The 21,229-nt window shown below is 63.1% G+C and carries 18 protein-coding genes; 8 read left to right on the forward strand and 10 right to left on the reverse strand.

Annotation, left to right across the window (positions count from 1 at the left end; all coding sequences use genetic code 11):
* Positions 1-67: 67 nt before the first annotated feature.
* Positions 68-1,765, reverse strand: coding sequence for an alpha-amylase family protein (locus AC0L3U_RS12870; RefSeq protein ID WP_473362004.1), 1,698 nt, complete (start codon positions 1,763-1,765; stop codon positions 68-70).
* Positions 1,766-2,041: 276 nt separating this feature from the next.
* On the opposite strand from AC0L3U_RS12870, the gene AC0L3U_RS12875 reads away from it, so the two are divergent.
* On the forward strand, positions 2,042-2,530 hold the full coding sequence (locus tag AC0L3U_RS12875) for an MmcB family DNA repair protein (protein WP_247357492.1): 489 nt from the start codon (positions 2,042-2,044) through the stop codon (positions 2,528-2,530).
* A gap of 109 nt (positions 2,531-2,639) precedes the next feature.
* Here AC0L3U_RS12875 and AC0L3U_RS12880 read toward each other — a convergent pair whose 3' ends face one another.
* Together AC0L3U_RS12880 and AC0L3U_RS12885 are read right to left on the reverse strand one after the other, a co-directional pair.
* The gene (locus tag AC0L3U_RS12880; protein ID WP_007598178.1) at positions 2,640-3,194 is read right to left on the reverse strand and encodes an ActR/PrrA/RegA family redox response regulator transcription factor; all 555 of its coding nucleotides are present in this window, start codon (positions 3,192-3,194) and stop codon (positions 2,640-2,642) included.
* A gap of 103 nt (positions 3,195-3,297) precedes the next feature.
* Positions 3,298-4,608, reverse strand: a complete 1,311-nt coding sequence (locus AC0L3U_RS12885) for an ActS/PrrB/RegB family redox-sensitive histidine kinase (RefSeq protein ID WP_473362005.1) — start codon at positions 4,606-4,608, stop codon at positions 3,298-3,300.
* A gap of 105 nt (positions 4,609-4,713) precedes the next feature.
* Here AC0L3U_RS12885 and AC0L3U_RS12890 point away from each other — a divergent pair, with 105 nt between their 5' ends.
* The 4 genes from AC0L3U_RS12890 to AC0L3U_RS12905 all read left to right on the forward strand — a co-directional run bounded on the left by AC0L3U_RS12890 (position 4,714) and on the right by AC0L3U_RS12905 (position 8,952).
* Positions 4,714-5,517, forward strand: coding sequence for an ABC transporter ATP-binding protein (locus tag AC0L3U_RS12890; protein WP_473362006.1), 804 nt, complete (start codon positions 4,714-4,716; stop codon positions 5,515-5,517).
* Positions 5,518-5,626: 109 nt separating this feature from the next.
* A complete protein-coding gene (locus AC0L3U_RS12895; RefSeq protein WP_456767091.1) occupies positions 5,627-6,445 on the forward strand; it encodes an ABC transporter permease in 819 nt (272 codons plus the stop codon).
* Between the two features lie 121 nt (positions 6,446-6,566).
* Positions 6,567-7,895 carry a polyhydroxyalkanoate depolymerase gene (locus AC0L3U_RS12900; protein ID WP_456767092.1) on the forward strand — a complete coding sequence of 443 codons (1,329 nt, stop codon included), beginning with the start codon at positions 6,567-6,569 and terminating at the stop codon, positions 7,893-7,895.
* 217 nt (positions 7,896-8,112) lie between these two features.
* Entirely contained in the window at positions 8,113-8,952 is an 840-nt protein-coding gene (locus AC0L3U_RS12905) for a M48 family metallopeptidase (protein ID WP_007615997.1), read from the forward strand.
* A gap of 172 nt (positions 8,953-9,124) precedes the next feature.
* On the opposite strand, the gene AC0L3U_RS12910 is transcribed toward AC0L3U_RS12905, so the two are convergent.
* Together AC0L3U_RS12910 and AC0L3U_RS12915 are read right to left on the reverse strand one after the other, a co-directional pair.
* Positions 9,125-9,784, reverse strand: coding sequence for a hypothetical protein (locus AC0L3U_RS12910; RefSeq protein WP_473362007.1), 660 nt, complete (start codon positions 9,782-9,784; stop codon positions 9,125-9,127).
* Between the two features lie 352 nt (positions 9,785-10,136).
* Entirely contained in the window at positions 10,137-12,350 is a 2,214-nt protein-coding gene (locus AC0L3U_RS12915; protein WP_473362008.1) for a transglycosylase domain-containing protein, read from the reverse strand.
* Between the two features lie 167 nt (positions 12,351-12,517).
* Between AC0L3U_RS12915 and AC0L3U_RS12920 the strand changes: the two genes are divergently transcribed.
* On the forward strand, positions 12,518-12,943 hold the full coding sequence (locus tag AC0L3U_RS12920; protein WP_473362009.1) for a DUF1330 domain-containing protein: 426 nt from the start codon (positions 12,518-12,520) through the stop codon (positions 12,941-12,943).
* Between the two features lie 56 nt (positions 12,944-12,999).
* Here AC0L3U_RS12920 and AC0L3U_RS12925 read toward each other — a convergent pair whose 3' ends face one another.
* From AC0L3U_RS12925 to AC0L3U_RS12935, 3 genes are all read right to left on the reverse strand, one after another.
* On the reverse strand, positions 13,000-14,226 hold the full coding sequence (locus tag AC0L3U_RS12925) for an ABC transporter substrate-binding protein (RefSeq protein ID WP_007615994.1): 1,227 nt from the start codon (positions 14,224-14,226) through the stop codon (positions 13,000-13,002).
* Positions 14,227-14,496: 270 nt separating this feature from the next.
* Positions 14,497-15,723, reverse strand: a complete 1,227-nt coding sequence (locus AC0L3U_RS12930; RefSeq protein ID WP_473345771.1) for an ABC transporter substrate-binding protein — start codon at positions 15,721-15,723, stop codon at positions 14,497-14,499.
* Positions 15,724-15,858: 135 nt separating this feature from the next.
* The gene (locus tag AC0L3U_RS12935; protein ID WP_473288385.1) at positions 15,859-16,302 is read right to left on the reverse strand and encodes a DUF1304 domain-containing protein; all 444 of its coding nucleotides are present in this window, start codon (positions 16,300-16,302) and stop codon (positions 15,859-15,861) included.
* Positions 16,303-16,311: 9 nt separating this feature from the next.
* On the opposite strand from AC0L3U_RS12935, the gene AC0L3U_RS12940 reads away from it, so the two are divergent.
* Positions 16,312-16,842, forward strand: coding sequence for a methylated-DNA--[protein]-cysteine S-methyltransferase (locus tag AC0L3U_RS12940; RefSeq protein WP_473288387.1), 531 nt, complete (start codon positions 16,312-16,314; stop codon positions 16,840-16,842).
* 93 nt (positions 16,843-16,935) lie between these two features.
* Here AC0L3U_RS12940 and AC0L3U_RS12945 read toward each other — a convergent pair whose 3' ends face one another.
* Positions 16,936-17,304 (reverse strand): nuclear transport factor 2 family protein, encoded by a 369-nt coding sequence (locus AC0L3U_RS12945; RefSeq protein ID WP_473288389.1) that lies wholly within the window; start codon positions 17,302-17,304, stop codon positions 16,936-16,938.
* Between the two features lie 184 nt (positions 17,305-17,488).
* On the opposite strand from AC0L3U_RS12945, the gene AC0L3U_RS12950 reads away from it, so the two are divergent.
* A complete protein-coding gene (locus AC0L3U_RS12950) occupies positions 17,489-18,391 on the forward strand; it encodes a LysR substrate-binding domain-containing protein (RefSeq protein WP_473288390.1) in 903 nt (300 codons plus the stop codon).
* 25 nt (positions 18,392-18,416) lie between these two features.
* Here the strand turns inward: AC0L3U_RS12950 and AC0L3U_RS12955 are convergent, their stop codons facing one another.
* Positions 18,417-21,203, reverse strand: a complete 2,787-nt coding sequence (locus AC0L3U_RS12955; RefSeq protein ID WP_473362010.1) for a [protein-PII] uridylyltransferase — start codon at positions 21,201-21,203, stop codon at positions 18,417-18,419.
* Positions 21,204-21,229 lie beyond the last annotated feature (26 nt).

Genomic DNA, 21,229 nt, shown 5'->3' on the forward strand with positions numbered 1-21,229 from the left:
CTGGATTGCTTCGCTGCGCTCGCAATGACGATCGTGGAAGCGTCGGCGCAACTCCAGCATCACCACATCACCCCGGATGCTTGTTCCCCCGCACCGTCTTGTCGATGTCACTCCGCTTCAACAGATAGTCCAAGCCACCGACGCGGTACCAGCGATAACCGTAAGGCTCCAGCACGACGCGGTGCTGGCCGCGCTTGTCGGCGTGGCTGTGGTCCTCCGCGAGCAGATTGATCAGGTGCTCGCCGGCCTCGCCCGGCAGCCCCGCCGAGAACGCGATCTCGCGCGGCTTCTCGTCGAGATTGTGCACGAACAGCACGGAATTGTTGCGCCAGTCGTAACGCATGATGAACACGGCGGGATCGCGCGTCGCGATGATCGAAAAATCGCCCCAGCCGATCTCCGGCACCTCCTTGCGCATGCGGACGATGCGCTCGGTCCAGTTCAGCATCGAGTTGGGATCGCGCCGCTGCTTGGCGACGTTGACGTGCGGATAGCCGTACGGTCCTTCGTCGATGACGGGCAAGGCCGGCTTGTCGCTGGTGGTGAAGCCGCCATGCGGCTCCGTCGACCATTGCATCGGCGTGCGCGCGCAATTGCGTTCCGGCAGCGAAAGATCATCGCCCATCGCGATCTCGTCGCCGTAGCGGATGACAGGCGTTCCCGGCAGTGTGCACATCAGGCTGTAGGCGAGCTCGAGCCGCCGGCGGTCGCCACCCAGCATCGGTGCCAGGCGACGGCGAATGCCGCGGTCGTAGAGCTGCATGTCCTTGTCAGGACCGAAGCTTTTGAACACGGTGTCGCGCTGCGCCTTCGTCAATCGCCCGAGATCGAGCTCGTCATGATTGCGCAGGAACAGTCCCCATTGCGCCGAGGCCGGCCGCGGCTTGGTCGCCTTCAGCGCTTTCCCCAGCGGGCGGGAATCGGACGAGGCCAGCGCATAGAACAGATGCTGGTTGACCTGGAAATTGAACATCATATGCATGCGGTCGGCATCGCGGCCGAAATATTCCATGTCCGTCTTCGGCAGCACGTTGGCCTCGGCGAGGATGATGGCGTCGCCCTGCCGCCATTGCAGGAATTCGCGAAACGTCCGCAGCATGTCGTACTGCTCGGCCGGTTTTTTCACCTTGGCGCCTTTGGTCGCGATGACGAAAGGCACGGCATCCATGCGAAACCCTGAGACGCCGAGTTGGATCCAGAAGCCCATGATCTTGAGGATCTCGGCCTGCACGTTCGGGTTCGAGGTGTTGAGATCGGGCTGGAAATCGTAGAAGCGGTGGAAGTACCAGGCGCCGGCTTCCTTGTCGCGCGTCCAGGTCGATTTCTGAACGCCGGGAAACACCATGCCCTGATTGGCGTTGGCCGGCTTCTTGTCGGACCAGACATACCAGTCGCGGTAGGGCGAATTCCTGTCGCTCCGCGCCGCCTTGAACCAGGGATGCTGGTCGGAGGTGTGGTTGACCACGAGATCGATGATGACGCGAATGCCGCGCTGCTTGCAGCCATGGGTGAACTCGACGAAGTCGCCGAGCGTGCCGTAGCGGGCATCGACACTGTAATAATCCGCGACATCGTAGCCATCGTCGCGGCCGGGCGAGGTCTGGAACGGCATCAGCCAGATCGTGGTGATGCCGAGGCCGTGCAGATAATCGAGCCGGCGCAGCAGGCCCTTGAAATCGCCGATGCCATCGCCGTTGGCGTCCATATAGGTGCCGACGGACAGGCAATAGATGATGGCGTTCTTGTACCAGAGATCGTCGATCATGCGCGCGCAGCCTCGGTGGTTCCGCCGAGGTGCGGCGGCTGCGTGATAAGTGCGCAAGGGAGGGGAGGTTCCCCTCTTTACTCAGGTGTCGTCCCGGCGAAGGCCGGGACCCATACCGCGTGATTTCTCCGTGAGGCGCGGTGCACGTACCGCGGGCCGCAACCACTAGCCTTCGCCAAACTCCTCCCTGTGGTTATGGGTCCCGGCCTTCGCCGGGACGACATTTGAGAATGGAGCAAGGTGTCCGCACTCGCGGGAATCGGCTATCCTCCCCCCATGGACAACACCGCCCGCATTGCCATCGTGCCGCCGCCCGACCGCCGTCAATCCGAGACGGCGCTGGCGATCGCGCGCGGCACGGCGCGGTTGTTACGCTCGCTCGGCTTCACCTGCATCAGCGAATTGCCGCTGCCCTCGGGGCGGCGCGCCGATCTCGTCGCGCTGAACGAGCGCGGCGAGATCTGGATCGTCGAGATCAAATCGTCGGTGGAGGATTTGCGCGCCGATCAGAAATGGCACGAATACCGCGCGCATTGCGACCGGTTGTTCTTTGCCTTCACGCAGGACCTGCCTTGCGAGATCTTTCCGCAAGATACCGGCCTGATCATCGCGGACGCCTATGGCGCGCACCTGCAGTGCGAGGCGCCCGAGCACAAGCTCGCTGCGGCCACGCGCAAGCAGATGACGGTGCGGTTCGCGATGGCGGCGGCATTGCGGATCAACCGGCTGGTCGATCCGCAGGGGCATGCGGAGTTTTGGGAGTGAGTCCGTAGCCCGGATGGAGCGCAAGCGAAATCCGGGATTTGCGCATACGGAACGGCTGTCCCGGATTGCGCTTCGCTCCATCCGGGCTACGCAATGATCCGCGACGCCGTTATCGCGGCGCGCGCTTCGCCAAAATCCGCTGCAACGTGCGCCGGTGCATGTTCAGCCGCCGCGCCGTCTCCGAGACGTTGCGGTTGCACATCTCGTAGATGCGCTGGATGTGTTCCCAGCGCACGCGGTCGGCCGACATCGGGTTCGCCGGCAATTCGGACTTGTCCGAGCCGGTCGACAGCAGCGCCGCGACGACGTCGTCGGCGTCCGCGGGCTTCGAGAGATAATCGACCGCGCCCATCTTCACCGCGGTGACGGCGGTAGCGATGTTGCCATAGCCGGTCAGCACGATCGCGCGGGCGTCGGGGCGCTTCTTCTTCAGCGCCGAGACCACGTCGAGACCGTTGCCGTCACCGAGCCGGAGATCGACCACGGCGAATGCCGGCGCCGCCTTGCCGATCTGCGCCAGACCGTCCGAGACGGTGTCGCATGACGTCACCGCAAAACCGCGCGTTTCCATGGCGCGCGACAGCCGCTCCAGAAACGGCTTGTCGTCCTCCACGATCAGGAGCGAGCGGTCGGTCTGTTCGTTCAGTTCGGCGATGGCGTTCAAGGTTTCGTCCTCTCTCCAGCGCTTCTACATATGGCGGCGCAATCGGGCGGTGCCAAGGGCGCCAATAGTCGATCGGCCCCGTTGTGCGACGCAAGGTCGCGGCCTATCCTATTGTTTCTTCGAAGGTCTCGATAGCCTCAAAACGCTCTCTCGGCCACGTGATCTGGACCACTGCGCCATGGTCCGGAAAGGTCCGGTTGGTAAACGAGACCTTGGCGCCGGTGCGCTCCAGCAAAGTGCGCGCGATGAACACGCCGAGCCCAAGGCCGCCGCCTTCGTCCTGGTTGCGCCGCCGCGACAAATAGGGCTCGCCGATCCGGTTGAGGATGTCGGGCGGAATGCCGGGACCATCGTCGGAGATCACGATCTCGATCGTGTCCTTGTTCCACCACGCATTCACCTCGACGGTGGTGCGGGCGAAATCGACTGCGTTCTCGACGATATTGCCGACGCCGTAGAGGATCGCCGGATTGCGCGAGCCGACCGGCTCGGCCACGATGGCGACGGCGATGCGCACCTTGATATCCACGCCGAAATCGCGGTGCGGCGCCACCACCTCCTCAATCAGCTCCGACAGCTTCATGCGGTCGAACGGCGCCCCGGTGGAGGAGAGCTGGGTGATCTTGCTCAATATGTCGCGGCAACGCTGCGTCTGCTCGCGCAGGGTCTTCAGGTCGGCGGCAAAGTTCGGCTCCTTCACCGTCTTCTCCAGCTCGCGCGAGATCAGGAAGATCGTCGCGAGCGGCGTGCCGAGCTCGTGCGCTGCGGCCGCAGCCAAGCCATCGAGCTGGGTCAGATGCTGCTCGCGCGTCAGCACCAGCTCGGTCGCGGCCAGCGCGTCGGCGAGCTTGCGCGCCTCTTCGGTGACCTGGAACGAGTAGAGGCTGGTGACGCCGATCGCGAGCGCGATCGAGAGCCAGACGCCGACGAGATAGATCGGCGGCAGCACCAGCGGATCGTCGGAATCCCAGGGCAGCGGCAGATGGAAGAAGAACAGGATCGAGGCGCAGGCGACAGCCAGCACGCCGAGGCCGAAGGTAAAGCGGGCCGGCAGCGCGGTCGCCGAGATCAGCACAGGCGCGAGGAACAGGAACGAAAACGGGTTCTGGAGTCCACCGGTGAAGAACAGGAGACCCGCCAACTCCACGATGTTGAGCGCGAGCAGTCCGGCCGCCTGCATCGGCTCCAGCCGCTGCAGCGGATTGGACACGGTCTGGAGCCCCAGATTGAGCGCTGCCGACAGCGCGATGATGCTGACGCAGGGGACGATCTCGACGTTGAATTCCAGCCCCTGCGCCACGATGAAGATCGCGGCGAGCTGGCCCAGCACCGCGAGCCAGCGCAGCCGCAGGATGGTATCCAGGCGGATATGCCGCTGCGCGGGGCGAAAGTCGGAAGCGGCAAGTTCGGTCATTTCGGCCAATGGGGCGGTGCCTTCTCGATCACAAGCGCGCGGCTCACGGAACCACCGGATTACAAGCCTTGCGCTCTCCGCTGCAATAGCAGAAGAACGCCCAGCATGACCGAGAATGACAAGGCTTCAAGCTGGCCGACTGTCGCGGATCGCAGCCTCTCCGCGGCAATCGCGGTCGATCACCTCGTCAAGGTGTACAAGCAGACCCGCGCCGTCGACGACATCTCCTTTTCGCTTCCGCGGGGCAGCATCACCGGGCTGCTGGGCGGCAACGGCGCCGGCAAGACCACGACCATCGCAACTATCACGGGCCTGGTGCTGCCGACCTCCGGCCACGTGCAGGTGCTTGGGCATCGAATGCCGGAGGACAGCGCTTCCGTGCTGGGGCGGATGAATTTCGAGAGCCCCTATGTCGACATGCCGATGCGGCTCACGGTGCGTCAGAACCTCACCGTGTTCGGCAAGCTCTATGCGGTGAAGAACCTCTCCGACCGCATCGCCGAGCTGGCCTGCGACCTCGATCTCACCGAATTCATCGACCGCGCCTACGGCAAGCTCTCCGCAGGGCAAAAGACGCGCGTTGCGCTTGCCAAGGCGCTGATCAACCAGCCCGAGCTTGTGTTGCTGGACGAACCGACCGCCTCGCTCGATCCCGACACCGCCGACTGGGTCCGGGGTCATCTGGAGCGTTATCGCAAGGCGAACAACGTCACCATCCTGCTGGCCTCGCACAACATGCTCGAGGTCGAGCGGCTCTGCGACCGCGTCATCATCATGAAGCGCGGCCGTATCGAGGACGACGATACGCCCGAAGCCATCATGGCCCGCTACAACCGCACCACGCTGGAAGAAGTGTTCCTGGACGTCGCGCGCGGCCGGGTGAACGGCGCGCAGGAGGCAGTGCGATGAGTGAAGCCGTATGTTGCGACCGTAGCCCGGGTGAGCGAAGCGATACCCGGGAACGCCGCCAGCAAGGTCCCGGATGTCGCTTCGCTTATCCGGGCTACGCGGTGCAGCGATGAGTGAGGCCTCCCTCCACCGCGGCATCTCCATCCACCGCATCGGCGCGATGATCCTGCGCTATTGGTACCTCTTGTTGTCGTCCTGGCCGCGGCTGCTCGAGCTGCTCTACTGGCCGGCGCTGCAAGTCATCACCTGGGGCTTTCTTCAGCTCTATATCGCGCAGAATGCAAATTTCTTCGCGCGTGCCGGCGGAACCCTGATCGGCGCCGTCATCCTGTGGGACATCCTGTTTCGCGGGCAGCTCGGCTTTTCGATCTCGTTCCTGGAAGAGATGTGGGCGCGCAACCTCGGCAATCTCATGATGAGCCCGTTGAAGCCGATCGAATTCCTGCTGTCGCTGATGATCATGAGCCTGATCCGGCTCGCGATCGGCGTCATCCCGATGACGCTGCTCGCGTTGTTCCTGTTTCACTTCAACGTCTATGCGCTCGGCGTCCCGCTGATCGCGTTCTTCTGCAATCTGATCTTCACGAGCTGGTCGGTCGGCATCTTCGTCTCCGGCCTGGTGCTGCGAAACGGCCTCGGCGCCGAGAGCATCGTCTGGACCTTGATGTTCGGAATCATGCCGCTCGCCTGCGTCTACTATCCCGTCAGCGTGCTGCCGGTCTGGTTGCAGTATGTCGCCTGGACGCTGCCGCCGACCTACGTGTTCGAAGGGATGCGCGCGCTGCTGATCGAAAACACCTTCAGGACCGATCTGATGCTGAGCGCGTTGGCCATCAACGCGGTGCTGTTGGTTGCATCTTTTGGGGCATTCCTTGCTCTTTTGCGCAGCGCCCGGATGCAGGGCTCGCTGCTGTCAGGCGGCGAATAACGTCACTTTCTCGTGGATTCAGCCCGGTTTGGGCACCTGGGCCACGTAGATGTACGGAACCACGCATTGACGCAATATTACGCATTCGGCAGTATGCTGCGATGCGAAGAGGAATATAGCGATGCCGATTGGTGAGTTTGGCGGCGCGCCGCCCCTGGTGGCCGAAGGCAGTCCGGTCCTGACGACGCCGATGTACTGGATGTACGAGATGGGGCAAGCCTCTCTCAATCCGGCGCGTGCGATCACGGACGCAACCAAGCTGCTGTTTCAGAATCCGCTGAACCCATGGGCGCGCACCGAAGTCGGCAAGTCGGTTGCCGCGGCCTGCGAGTTGTTCGAACGCACCACGCGCCGCTACGGCAAGCCGGAATGGGGTCTCAACGACACCGAGGTCAACGGCATCCGCGTCCCCGTCGAGGTCCGCTCGGTCTGGGAAAAGCCGTTCTGCCGCCTGCTTTACTTCGATCGCAAATTCACCCGTCCGCTGCGCAGCCCACAGCCGCGCGTGCTGATCGTCGCGCCGATGTCAGGCCATTACGCGACACTGCTCCGCGGCACCGTCGAGGCTTTCCTGCCGGCGCATGAGGTCTACATCACCGATTGGGCCGATGCCCGCATGGTGCCGCTCAGCGATGGCCGCTTCGATCTCGACGACTACATCGACTATGTCATCGAGATGCTGCATGTCCTCGGCGGCAACACGCATGTGCTGGCGGTGTGCCAGCCCTCGGTTCCCGTCGTCGCTGCCGTTTCGATCATGGAAGCGCGTCGTGATCCCTTCGTGCCGACCTCGATGACGCTGATGGGAGGCCCGATCGACACCCGTCGCAATCCGACCGGGGTGAACAACCTCGCCCAGGAGCGCGGCATCGACTGGTTCCGCAACCACGTCATCACCAAGGTGCCGTTTCCGCATCCGGGCATGATGCGCGACGTCTATCCGGGCTTCCTGCAGCTCAACGGCTTCATCAGCATGAATCTCGACCGGCACATGGATGCCCACAAGCAGCTGTTCGCCAATCTGGTGAAGGGCGACGGCGACCTGGTCGACAAGCATCGCGACTTCTACGACGAGTATCTCGCGGTGATGGATCTCTCGGCCGAGTATTACCTGCAGACGGTCGATACCGTGTTCGTGAAGCATTCGCTGCCGAAGGGCGAGATGACCCATCGTGGAACACGCGTCGATCCCTCCAAGGTCACGCGCGTCGCGTTGATGACGGTCGAAGGCGAGAACGACGACATCTCCGGCATCGGTCAGACCGAAGCAACGCACACCTTGTGCAGCTCGATTCCCGATGACCGCCGCGTTCATTACGTTCAGAAGGGCGTCGGACATTACGGCGTGTTCAATGGCTCGCGCTTCAAATCGGAAATCGTGCCGCGCATCCACGACTTCATGGTCTCGGCGGCGAATCCGAGCTCATTGCAGGCGCTCGCGGCCGAATAATCGCGTTTTTCGGCTTTCCCGCTGAAAGTCGACGCCCTGTCGGAGGCTCCGACAGGGGCAAGTTCCCGCCAGATTCGCGGTATTTAGGTAGCTTTGTAAGAGTGAGTCCAACCTCACCCCTTGGGGGTGTCGCATGCGTCTGATGGGGGCGAAAAAAGCCGGTTCCAACCCCAGTCTGTAGGGTCTCCCGGACGCCAGACCCCTGTATATTGGGCAAATGATTTGTTTTTGCGCCGAGCGCTTTCCCTGGCGGCGGTTATGGCAGAATCCGGGCGCTCTCCTGCCCCCCGGACTGACAGACATGGCCACTCGCGCACTCCTCTATCGCCGGCCCCACGAGCCGAAGACCCTCCTGATCACCCATGGATCGCAATATTTTGCGATTCGACTGCGCCGGCATCGCCGCGCGCGTCGTTACACGCTCAGAATTCATCCGAGCGATCGCGAAGCCATCCTCACCATGCCGCCACGCGGCACGCTCGCCGAAGCAAAAGACTTCGCGCAACGCCACGGCGCGTGGATCGCGGCACGTCTCGGCCGTTTGCCGAAGGCCGCGCCGTTCCAACCTGGCACAGTGATACCGCTTCGCGGCGTGTCTCATCGCATCGTTCATCGCGCCGGCACCCGCGGTACGGTGTGGACGGAAGTGCGCGATAGCGGTGAACGCATTCTCTGCGTCGCCGGCGGCGTCGAACATGCGGACCGTCGCGTCAGCGACTTCCTCAAGCGCGAGGCCCGTCGCGATCTCCAGCGCGCGGCGGAATCCTATGCCGTCGAGCTCGGCGTCAAGGTGAAGCGGCTCTCGATCCGCGATCAATCGAGCCGCTGGGGCTCCTGCACCTCGGCCGGCTCGCTGTCGTTCTCCTGGCGCCTGATCCTCGCGCCGCCCTATGTGCTCGACTATCTCGCCGCGCACGAGGTCGCCCATCTCGTCGAGATGAACCACTCGGCGCGGTTCTGGCGCGTCTGCGGCAAGGTCTGCCCGTCGATGGAGCGCGCCAAGAAGTGGCTCGATACATACGGCAACGATTTGCACCGCTACGGGGTCGAGGATTAGGGCTCGTTGATGCCTCATGTGACGCTGTCATCGCCCGGCTCGACCGGGCGATCCAGTATTCCGAGGCGGTTGTTATTGAACCGAGAGGCCGCGGCGTACTAAATTCCCGCGTTCGCGGGAATGACAGTTGAGAATGCGGCGACGTCCGCGCGAACTCAATTCATCCCTCTGCTCAGGCGCTGACATCCGCGCTTGTCCCCGGCTGCGTGCGCGAGGCGAGATAGGATGACTGCAATTGCGTGGCCGCCTTCTGGCCCTCGGCCAGCATCGCCTGGAAGGCCGCGTCGAGTTGATCGCGGCTATAGGTTGCGGAGCCGCTTTCACGCGGGGTCCATTGCGATTGCGTGATCGCGGTGGAAGCTGTTTCAACGGTGCCTCCGAGCCGCTCGGCGTATCTGTCGGCCCGCCACTGCGCCAGATCCGGTCCATTAAGATCGGGTGGATCGTCCAGCTTGCCGATCTTTGCAGCCGCCTCGTTGGTCATCGTTGAGGACCCGCCATTGTAGAGGGTGGCGACCACCTTGCCGTCGACCTTCACCTGAGCATAGGCATTCTCCGGTGCATCGTCCGAGAGGACCGATTGAGTCGCGCTCGTATCATGGGTCATCAGCCAGTTCGTTGCCATGAGGTCGCGCAGGTGAGGATTGTCGGCCGCCGATATCGACTTGGCGCCTGTCAGAGGCTTGACCTGCGAGACGTCGATCCGAAAGCGGTCGGTCGCAGCATCAGTTGCATCCGGCACCGCCGGCTGAAGACTCGATGCCCTATTCGAAGCGGACGTTGATGCGGGCCGCAGATGAGGCAACGCCGCGCTGGATACACCTGACATCATGGAACGCTCTCCGATACTTGCTCAACCTATGAGAGCAAATCCCGGGCCGCGGCCCCGAGCTTGAAGAGACTGGTTTTTTTGCGTTCCGGGAGCTGCGAGGATCGGTCGATTTTGCCATGGTAGGCAGGACTTGCCGAAGACGAGACCGGTGGCGAACAGGGATAGCCGAGATAGCGGCCGCGTTCGGGATGATGGCGGAACGGTTCTGTTTTGCCCGACGTGTCAAATGGCCTTGCTGCCAGAATCAGCCGTCTTGCGACTCGCGTAAGCCGTTGATTCCGCTATCACTGGCTACTGTGCATGGGGTTGTTTTCGCGATTTTGTTTTGAGGCCACAAGGACCCACGCAGAACCTAGCGATTTCCGCCGAACAGCCGGTCCATCAGCCAGCCATCGAGCCCTGCGGCTGCTTCCGGTCGCGCATTGGCACGCGTGGGGGGCGGGCGATAGCCGCCGTTGCTGGCCGGTGCCGGTGCGGGCGCTGCCGCTGTTGGCGGCGACACCTGCGACGTCGCCTGCGCCAGGTTCGACAGGCCCCAGCCACCTGGAGAGCTCGGCAAGGCTGCCACCGGCACGCCCTCATGCGCCGTCTTCATGAAGCGCGACCAGACTTCGACCGGCAAGCCGCCGCCGGTCGCCTTCTTGGTCGGCGAGTTGTCGTCATTGCCGAGCCAAACGCCGGTGACGAGGTTGGCGGTGTAGCCGATGAACCAGGCGTCGCGATAGTCTTGGCTGGTGCCAGTCTTGCCGGCCGCCGGCCAGCCCGGGATCTCCGCCTTCTTGGCGGTGCCGCTGATCAGCGTTTCCCGCATCATCGCGTTCATCATGCCGACATAGCGCGGGTCGACCACCTGGTTGTGCTCGTCCGCCTGGCGCATGTAGAGCAGCTTGCCACCGAGCGTCCTGATCCGCGTGACGACATGCGGCGTCGCGGTGAAGCCGCCATTGGCGAAGGGTGCATAGGCGCCGACCAGCTCGACCATCGAGACTTCGGAGGTGCCGAGCGCGATCGAGGCGTTCGGCTCGAGCTTCGAGGAGATGCCGAGCCGGTGCGCGGTGCGCACCACGTTCTTCGGCCCGACCTCGAGGCCGAGGCGGATGGCGACCGTGTTGAGCGACATCGCGAGCGCCTGGGTCAGGGTCACCGCGCCGAAATATTCGTGCGTGTAGTTCTCGGGTCTCCAGCCCTTGACCTCGATCGGCGCGTCCTGCCGGAGGGTGTCGGGCGTCAGCCCCTGCTCGAGCGCGGTGAGGTACACGAACGGCTTGAACGAGGAGCCCGGCTGGCGCCTGGCGGTGACCGCGCGGTTGTACTGGCTCTCGGAATAGTTCCGGCCGCCGACCATGGCGCGCACCGCGCCGTCAGGCGTCATCGCAACCAGCGCGCCCTGGCTGACATTGAATTTCACGCTCTTGGCCGCGAGCTCGTCGATGATGGCGGCTTCCGCGACGCTCTGGAGCTTCGGATCGATCGTGGTCTCGACCTTGATGCTCTCGTCGATCTGGCCGACCAGATCGTCCAGCACTTCGCCGATCCAGTCGGCGACGTAATTGACCGTGCCGGCGCCGACCGGCTTCACATTGTAGGAGGGTTGGCCGATCGAGGCCTGCGCCTGCGCCTCGGTGATGAATTTGGCATCCGCCATCGCCGTGAGCACGATTTTCGCGCGCGCTTCGGCGCCCTCGGGGTTGCGGTTCGGCGCGAGCCGCGAAGGCGATTTGACGAGGCCGGCCAGCATCGCGGCCTCCGCGACGGTGACGTTCTTGGCCGACTTGCCGAAATAGCGCTGCGCGGCGGCCTCGACGCCATAGGCGCCCGAGCCGAAATAGACGCGGTTGAGATAGAGCTCCAAAATCTCGTTCTTGGAATGCTTGCGCTCCAGCCAGATTGCGAGCTCCGCTTCCTGCAGCTTGCGCGCCATGGTGCGCTCCTGGGTCAGGAACAAGTTTTTCGCCAATTGCTGCGTCAGCGTCGAGCCGCCCTGCGACACGCCGCGATGGAGCAAATTGGTGACGAGCGCGCGCAGGATGCCGACGGGATCGATGCCGAAATGCGAATAGAAGCGGCGATCCTCGATGGCGATGAACGCCTTGGGCAGATATTGCGGCAGATCCTTCAGCGAGACGTTGGCGCCGGCCATCTCGCCGCGTTGCGCCAGCATGCTGCCGTCGATGCCGACGATCTGGATCGTCGGCGGCCGCTTGGGGATTTCCAGCGACTGGATCGGCGGCAGATGAGCGCCGACATAGATCACGACGCCGATCACGGCGATCGCGCCCCACAAGCCCAGCACCGCGCCCCAATAGACCAGGCGGCCAAGGCTCGCGCCGATGCGCGACTTGGATCGGCGCTTGGCACTGCCGCGGCCAGCCGGCGCCTTCCGCTCGCGCGGCTGCGCGTCGCCGGCATCCTCGCTCTTGCGCTTGGCAGATGATTTCGTTGATTTCTTCGGCTTTTCATCGCCGCCGGGAATGCGGTCGGCTGCGGTCAGGCGCAGATCGGCGAGTGCTGCAGGCAAGCCGAACAGCGGCTCCTTGCGCCCACCCTTTTTCTTTCCCAACCCCATACGCAAACGCCCGGTCAGCCCGCCCCGCCGCACGCTAGCGGTCGCTGTTTAAGGCCCGGTTACCCAGAGCTTAACGCGCGATTAGGAGGTGCGGCATTCGCTGGCCGCAGTTCCGCTGGGCAGTCGGCGGCGCTAGGATCGCCGGCATAAAACAAGAGGGAACGCAGATGGGCCACATCGATCCAACCAAGGAGATTTTCGCACAGTTCCGGGACAACGACCGTCCCGGCCCGATCCACATGCTCAATTTGGTGCGCTTGCGCAAGGAGGCGGCCTATCCGGATGGGCGCAAGGCGAGCGGCGCGGAAGCCTATGCGGCCTATGGCCGCGAGAGCGGCCCGGTGTTCGAACGCCTCGGCGGCCGCATCGTCTGGCAGGGCAAATTCGAGCTGATGCTGATCGGCCCGGAGACCGAGCGCTGGGACCATTGCTTCATCGCCGAATACCCAAGCGTCGCCGCCTTCGTCGAGATGATCCGCGATCCCGTCTATCGCGACGCGGTGAAGCACAGGCAGGCCGCCGTGGAGGATTCACGGCTCATTCGGCACGCGGTGCTGCCGGTGGGGAAGAACTTTGGCGAGATACCGGAGTAGAGCCACGTCGTTCCGGGTCTGGCGCTCGCGCGCCAGCCCGGAATGACCGTGCAGAACTAACCCGCCGGACTCGCATCTTCAATGATCGGGCCGAACAGCTCCCAGCGTTCGCCGTTGAACTTCATCATCTGAAGCTGCTTGTTGACCCGGTAGTCGGTCGGTGAGGTGTTGGCCTTGATGCCGGGCAGCGCGGTGTCGCTGGTCACGTCCTTCAGCGACGCGGCCTGCTTCATGACATTTTCGCGCGTCAGGTCGTCGCCGCACTGCTTCAGCACATGGACCAGCAGCTGCGCCGTGCTGTAGCCGTAAGTGTTGAAGTTCGAATCCTTGTCGCCATCCGGATAATACTTGGCCATGAAGTCGAAATACCTCTTGAGGCCGGCATCGTCCTTCCAGGTCGGATCGAGCGGTTCCTTGCCGTAATTGACGCTGATCAGGCCCTTGGCGGCGTCGAGGCCGGCCGGCTTCAGCACTGCGCCGACCGAGGTGGCGTTGATGTCGACGATCTGCACCGGATGCCAGCCCATCTCGGCGATTTTCTTGATCGCCTGGGCCGCCTGCTTCGGCGTGGTGGCGCTGAAGAACAAATCGGCGCCGGCGTCCTTGATCTTGAGGATCTGCGAGTCGACAGTCGGATCGGAGACTTCGTAGGAAGCTTCAGTCACGATCATCTTGGCAGCCTTGTCGCCGAGGCCGGCCTTGATGCCGTTCAGATAGTCCTTGCCGAGGTCGTCGTTCTGATAGAGCACGCCGATCTTGGCGTTCGGATGCTCCTTCAGGATGTACTGTCCGTAGATGCGGCCTTCGACGAAGTAGTTGGGGTTGAAGCCCATCGTCCACGGAAAGTTCTTCGGATCCGTGAACCTCGAGGCACCGGTCGCCGCGAACAGTTGCGGCACCTTCTTCGAGTTGAGATATTTCTGCACGGCTGCGTTCACCGGCGTGCCGATGATCTGGAAGGTCAGCAGGACCTCGTCGCTCTCGACGAGCTTGCGAATCTGCTCCACGGCTTTCGGCGGCGAGTAGGCGTCGTCATACTGGATCAGATTGATCTTGCGGCCGTTGACGCCGCCCTGGTCGTTGATCATCTTGAAATAGGCGGCCTGGGTCTTGCCGATCGACGAATAGGCCGACGCCGGTCCGGAAAACGGCATCGTCTGGCCGACCTTGATCTCGGTATCGCTGGCGCCCGGATCATATTTCTTCTGGGCATTGGCCGCCGAGACCGACAGCGCCAGGGTCAGCGCCGTTGCAGTGGCCAGATGCAGAATTCCATTCCTCATTCGCATTTCCTCATTGTTTATTGCCGGTGATCAATCGGGTGCGCTCATGCGCACGGGGCGTCACCGCTGAGGGCGAGTGTGGATGAGGCATTGTTGCAACGCAAGGTGGGCGTGCACCCGCAGTTCGTAGGATACGCAACGTCTCAATTCGCAGGGTGGGTTAGCCTTGCGGCTGCGCAAAGCGCAGTCCGCTGGGCGTAACCCACCGCTTCTTTTTCCGCGGAAGTCAAGGAGGTGGGTTACGCTGCGCTCACCCACCCTACCCAGTAACTAACCCGCTGGACCCGCATCCTCCATGATCGGGCCGAACAGCTCCCAGCGTTCGCCGTTGAACTTCATCATCTGCATCTGCTTGTTGACGCGGTAGTCGTTCGGCCCGGTGTTGATCTTGATGCCGGGCAGCGCGAAGCTAGGGGTGAAGTCCTTGATGCTGGCGACCTGCTTCATCACGTTCTCACGCGACAGGTCGTCGCCGCACTGTTTCAGCACCTGCGTCAGCAATTCGGCGACGGAATAAGCATAGGTGTTGACGGTGTTGAGCTTGTCGCCTTCGGGGAAATACTTGTCCATGAAGGCGAAGAACGCTTTCACGCCCGGATCGTCCTTCCACTGCGGATCGCCGGGCTCCTTGCCGTATTGGGTCGAGATGATGCCCTTGGAGATGTCGAGGCCGGCCGGCTTCAGCGTCGCCGAGATCGGGCTCGCGTTGATGTCGAGAATGTGCACCGGCGTCCAGCCGAGCTCGGCGACCTTCTTGATCGCCTGCGCCGCGAACTTGGGTGTCGAGGCATCATAGAAAAGATCGGCGCCCAACGACTTCAGCTTGACCACCTGCGAGTCCACCGTCGGATCGGTGACCTCGTAGGAGACTTCGCCGACGATCATGCTGGCGGCCTTGTCGCCGAGACCGCTCTTGAGGCCGGCGAGATAGTCGCGGCCCATGTCGTCGTTCTGATAGAGCACGCCGATCTTGGCGTTGGGATGCTCCTTGAGGATGTACTTGGCGTAGATGCGTCCCTCGGACACGTAGTTGGGATTATAGGCAATGGTCCAGGGATAGTTCTGCGGATCGTTGAAGCGCGCGGCGCCGGTCGAGGCCAGCAGCTGCGGGATCTTCTTGCCGTTGAGATATTTTTGCACGGCGGCGTTCGCGGCGGTGCCGATGATCTGGAAGGTGAACAGCACCTCGTCGCCTTCGACGAGCTTGCGCACCTGCTCGACCGTCTTCGGCGGCGAATAGGCATCGTCATACTGGATCAGATTGATCTTGCGGCCGTTGATGCCGCCCTGATCGTTGATCATCTTGAAATAGGCGGCCTGGGTCTTGCCGATATTGGCGTAGACGGAATAGGCGCCGGAGAACGGCACGGTCTGGCCGATCTTGATCTCGGTGTCGCTCGCGCCGGTGTCGTATTTCTTCTGGGCGAGAGCTTGGTTGGCGGAGAACGCGAAGGCGAGCGCCGCCGTGGCAGTGATGAAGGCTCTGCGATTGCTCATGTGGGGTTGTTCCTCCTGACGGAATTTCCGACCGACGGTCTTGTCCCGTTGATTGCCAACGGTCGCCATCGCTGTCGGAGATTGTGGAGGAACGGCAGGCGACGCGCAAGGATCGCGGCGCCGCGCTATGGCGTCTCAGGTCAGGAACAAGACTAACAATGCGAGCGCCGCCGGCAGCGCCTGCACCATCAGGATGCGCGTGCTGACGGTCGCCGCGCCATAAGCGCCGGCCACGATCACGCAGAGCAGGAAGAACGCCTTGATCTGGAACGCGAAGGCCGGATTGCCGTGCACCAGCCCCCAGACCAGGCCTGCGGCCAGGAAGCCGTTATAGAGCCCCTGGTTGGCGGCCAGCACCTTTGTGGTGGCTGCCTTCTCCGGCGTGTTGCGGAAAACCTTCAAGCCCTGCGGCTTGTCCCAGAGAAACATCTCCAGGATCAGGAAGTAAGCGTGCAGGGCGGCGACCAGCGCCACCAGGATATTCGCGATCCAGACCAAGTTGAGCTCCCCCAGCGTCAGCTTTCGGGTGGACGCTAGCACGGCCGGCGTGGCAATTGCGATGGCGTGTTTCAATGCCATGGTGCCGCGATGCCCGCGCGACCGACCAAATCACCTGTAAGCTTCGGCCTCGATCGGCTGGCGACGCCGATCGGGATTGCGCTGCTGATCACCGACGCTGCGGGCGCCTTGCGCGCGCTCGACTGGGACGATTACGAGCACCGCATGCGCGAGCTCTTGCGCCTGCATTACGGTGCGGTGGAGCTGAGTGACCAGCCCGCGCCCGCAGCCATGCGGACTGCGCTGTCGGATTATTTCGACGGCGATCTCGGCCAGCTCTCAGGCATTGCCTGGCGCATCGCCGGCACGCCGTTCCAGCAGAAGGTCTGGAATGCGTTGGCAAAGATCCCTGCCGGCACCACGATGAGCTATGGCGCGCTGGCCGCAAGGATAGACATGCCCAAGGCCATTCGCGCCGTCGGCCATGCCAACGGCTCCAACCCGATCAGCGTGGTGCTGCCGTGCCACCGTCTGATCGGCGCCGATGGTTCTCTGGTGAAGTACGGCGGCGGCCTCGAGCGCAAGCGCTGGCTGCTGCGGCATGAAGGCGTGGCGGTCTAAGCCGGTTCGACAACGCGTTGAACGATTGGCGGCGACCGGCGGAGGATCGTCAAGCGAACCTTCGGCCGCTCTCCTCTCTTGTGCCCGAATCCGTCAGGCGTTCGACGTCATCACTTTCTGCACGATCTTCCAGGTCCCGTTCACCTTCAAGCAAGACAACAGGTCCGTGAAGCAACGCGGCGGAATGCGCAATTTCACCTTCACAAGCGCGAGCTCTCCTTCAACATCCGTTGACAGGATCTGATCAGCTCGCTCGAAGCCCTGTTGCTTTGGAGCTTTCATGTTGCGGACCGCTGCCAGCCAGGTCGCAATCGGCGCCACGTTCACGTTGCCGTCCTCGGCGACCTTCGTCACGGAACTCAAGGGGTGAAATATGGATGCAAATTTCTCGGCATCCATTTCATAGGCAGCATCGAAATAGGTCTGCGCAAGGGAGCGCAAGGCGCGGACGTCCATATCCATTGTCATCCTCAAAGCTGTTACACCGGCTTCATTGATGCGGCCCGGCCAGCTGGGCCGAGCATCAACCTGCCACAACATGCAGGAAAGCACTGCACGGCGCTTTCTTGGTCGCGCAAGCCTACGGCGTCGTGGCTTATGAAACTAGACGTCTTGAATGGCGCAGCCTTATGAGCGATATTCATCAATGATGACCAACGAAATGAACGAACTGGCGACGTTTGCCATCGTGGCCCGTGAACGAAGCTTTACACGCGCTGCGGTAAAGCTGGGTGTCTCCCAGTCTGCCTTGAGCCACACGATCCGGAGGCTTGAGCAACGGCTTGAGCTGCAGCTGCTCGCTCGAACAACCAAGAGCGTTGCGCCAACCGCTGCGGGGGCAGCTCTTTTGGAAGACTTGTCTCCGGCACTTGAGCAAATTCGTCACGCCCTCGACAGGGCCCGAAGCGTTCGGCGCCGGCCTGAAGGTCGCCTTCGAATTGTAATGTCACGATCCGCTGCCGTGATGGTATTGTTGCCGCGGTTGAGAGCTTTCGCCGAAGCCTACCCGGACATCGTTCTGGACGTTGTCACCGTCACTGGCCCTGTGGACCTTGTGGCAGGCGAGTTCGATGCCGGTATCCAGCTTGGCGAGTACATTCAAAAGGACATGATCGCGGTTCGCGTCACGCCGGAGCTGCAATTGGCGGTCGTGGGGTCGCCACGCTATTTCGCTTCACGAAGCATTCCCAACAAGCCAAAGGATCTCAACGATCATCGGTGCATTACGCTGCGCCTTGCGGGCGGTCCATATCGGTGGGAATTTGAGCAGGGACGAAAGTCGGTCACGATCAACGTGAACGGCCCGCTCATCATTGACGATACTCACCTGGTGATTCAGGCGGCGCTCGCCGGGGTTGGTATCGGATTAGCCTATGAAGAGCAGGTCGCCGAATATGTCGCGGAGCGCCGCCTTGTTCGGGTGCTGGAGGATTGGACTCCGCCCATTCCCGGCTTCTTCATGTATTACCCCAGTCGTCAGCATCAACCGGCCGCGCTGTCGGCACTGGTGAACGCGCTGCGATTCTCCGAACAAAAGTCGGCGCGATGATTCAGCCCGAAATGACGAGAGAAAGTCACGCTGCCGGCTGAACCGCCTTGTCGCCGGCCATCACGTGGGTCAGCGCGCTCTTGATCGCGGCCTGGCGTGTCGGCGCGCTGATCTGTGCGCCCAGGAGATCGGTGACGTAGAACACGTCGCGGGCGCGCTCGCCGAAGGTCGCGACATGGGCTGAGGCGATGTTGAGGTTGAGCTTCGAGATCGCGGTGGTCAGCTCGTAGAGCAGACCGGGCCGGTCGAGGCCGGACATTTCGATCACAGTGTAGCGGTCGGACCATTGGTTGTTGATGGTCACTTCCGGCTCGATCACGAACGGCCGCGCCTTGCCGCGCACGGTGCGCCGCGCCACCACTTCGGGCAGACGCAGCTTGCCTTCTAGAACGTCCTCGATCATCTCGCCGATACGCGTCGCGCGCCGTCCCTCGTCCTCGTCGCGGTCGTATTCCCTGGAGATCGAGATGGTGTCGAGCGCGCGACCGTCGGTCGTGGTGTAGATCTGGGCGTCGACGATGTTGGCGCCGGCCGAGGCACAGGCACCCGCGATGATCGACAGCAGCCAGGGATGGTCGGCGGCGAAGATGGTCAGCTCGGTGACGCCACGCACCTCGTCGAAGCCGACATTGATCGCCAGCTTGTGGCCCGCCTGCTCGCTGGCACGGACGAAGCGCGCGTGGCGGATCTTGCGCGGCAGCTCGACCTTGAGCCAGTAGGCCGGATAGTGCCGGCCGATATAGGCGTCGAGCTCTTCCGCCGGCCATTCCGCGAAGGCGTTACGGAATTCGGCATATGCGGCCGTGAGTCGCTTGCCGCGGTCAACCTCCGAGAAGCCGCCCGTCAGCACCGGTTCGGTCTCGTAGTAGAGGGAGCGCAAGAGCTGCGCCTTCCAGCCATTCCATACGCCTGGACCGACGCCGCGGATGTCGGCGGTGGTCAGGATCGTCAAGAGCTTCATCTGCTCGACCGACTGCACCACCGCGGCGAAGTTCTCGATGGTCTTGCGGTCGGAGAGATCGCGCGACTGCGCGACCGTGGACATCGTCAGATGCTCCTCGATCAGCCAGGCCACGAGCTCGGTGTCGGCGGGACTGAAGCCGAGCCGCGGGCAAAGCCGTCGCGCCACCTTGGCGCCGGCGATCGAGTGGTCTTCGGGCCGGCCCTTGGCGACGTCGTGCAGCAGCGTCGCGATGTAGATCACGGAGCGATGCTCCGGCCGGATCTTGCGCATCAGGTCGCTCGCCACCGCGAATTCCTCGATGCCGCCGCGCTCGATGTCCTGGAGGAAGCCGACGCAGCGGATCAAATGCTCGTCGACGGTGTAGTGATGATACATGTTGAACTGCATCATCGAGACGATCTTGCCGAAGGCGCGGATGAAATGGCCGAGCACGCCGGTCTCGTTCATCCGCCGCAGCACGATTTCCGCGTTGTCGGACGTCAGGATTTCCATGAACAGCCGGTTGGCCTCGGGATTCTCGCGCATCTGCGCGTTGATCAGGCCGAGCGAGCGCGTCACGTCACGCATCGCGTCCGGGTGGAAGGCGAGATTGTTCTTCTGCGCCAGGCGGAAGATGCGGATCAGATTGACCGGATCGTGCTTGAACACGTCGGGCGCGGCGACGTTGATGCGGTTGTTGTCGACGATGAAGTCGTCGCTGTCGGGCACCCGCCGCTTCACCGCGGTGGGGCGCAGCCGCGCCATCATTCGGCTCAGCACCGGTGCGGGCTTGGCCTGCTGGTCCTCGAGCTTGGCGCAGAGGATGGCGGTGAGATTGCCGACTTCCTTGGCGACCAGGAAGTAGTGCTTCATGAAGCGTTCGACGTCCTGCATGCCGGGATGCGAGGTGTAGCCGAGCCGGACCGCGATCTCGCGCTGGAGGTCGAAGGAGAGGCGCTCTTCAGGGCGACCGGAGTAAAAGTGAAGATTGCAGCGCACCGACCAGAGGAAGTCGGCGCAGCGGCGGAAGGTGCGGTATTCCTGCGCGTCGAACACGCCGCGGTCGACCAGCTCGTCGGTGTCGCTCACGCGGTAGACGTATTTCGCGATCCAGAACAGCGTGTGCAGGTCGCGGAGCGCACCCTTGCCGTCCTTGACGTTGGGTTCGACCAGATATCGCGATTGGCCGCCGCGGCGATGCCGCTCCTCACGCTCGGCGAGCTTTGCGGTGACGAATTCGGACGCGGTGCCTTGCACGACCTCCTTGTCGAAGCGGGCGACCAGCTCGTCATAAAGCGGCCGGTCGCCGGTAAGGAAGCGCGTCTCCAGGATCGCGGTGCGGATGGTCATGTCGCCGCGCGCCTGCCGGATCGACTCGTCGACCGAGCGGGTGGCGTGACCGACCTTCAGCCCCATGTCCCAAAGACAATAGAGGATGGCCTCGGCGACCTGCTCGCCCCAGGCGGTCTGCTTGTAGGGCAGGATGAAGAGCAGATCGATGTCGGACTCGGGAGCCATCAGGCCGCGGCCGTAGCCGCCGGTCGCCACCACCGCCATGCGCTCGGCGCCGCTCGGGATCGGCGAGCGATAGAGATGACGCGTTGCCGCCGAATACAGGATGCGGATGATCTCGTCCTGCACGTGGCACAGCCGCTCGGCGCAACGCCGGCCGTGACGGTCCTTGAGCAGGATCGTCTGTGCCGCGGCGCGCGATGCAATCAGCTCGGCCTTGAGCAGTTGTGCCATGGCCGTGCGGAACGCGTCCTCGCGTCCCTGGTGCTTCTCGGCAAGCGCATCGACCGCGGCGGTGATCCGCGCGGTGTCGAAGCGATCGTCCACCTCGGCCTTCTCAGTCGCAACGCTGTCCATGTCTCACCGGATATAAGAGGCGGCCG

The sequence above is a fragment of the Bradyrhizobium sp. Kon69 genome, from assembly GCF_055807515.1.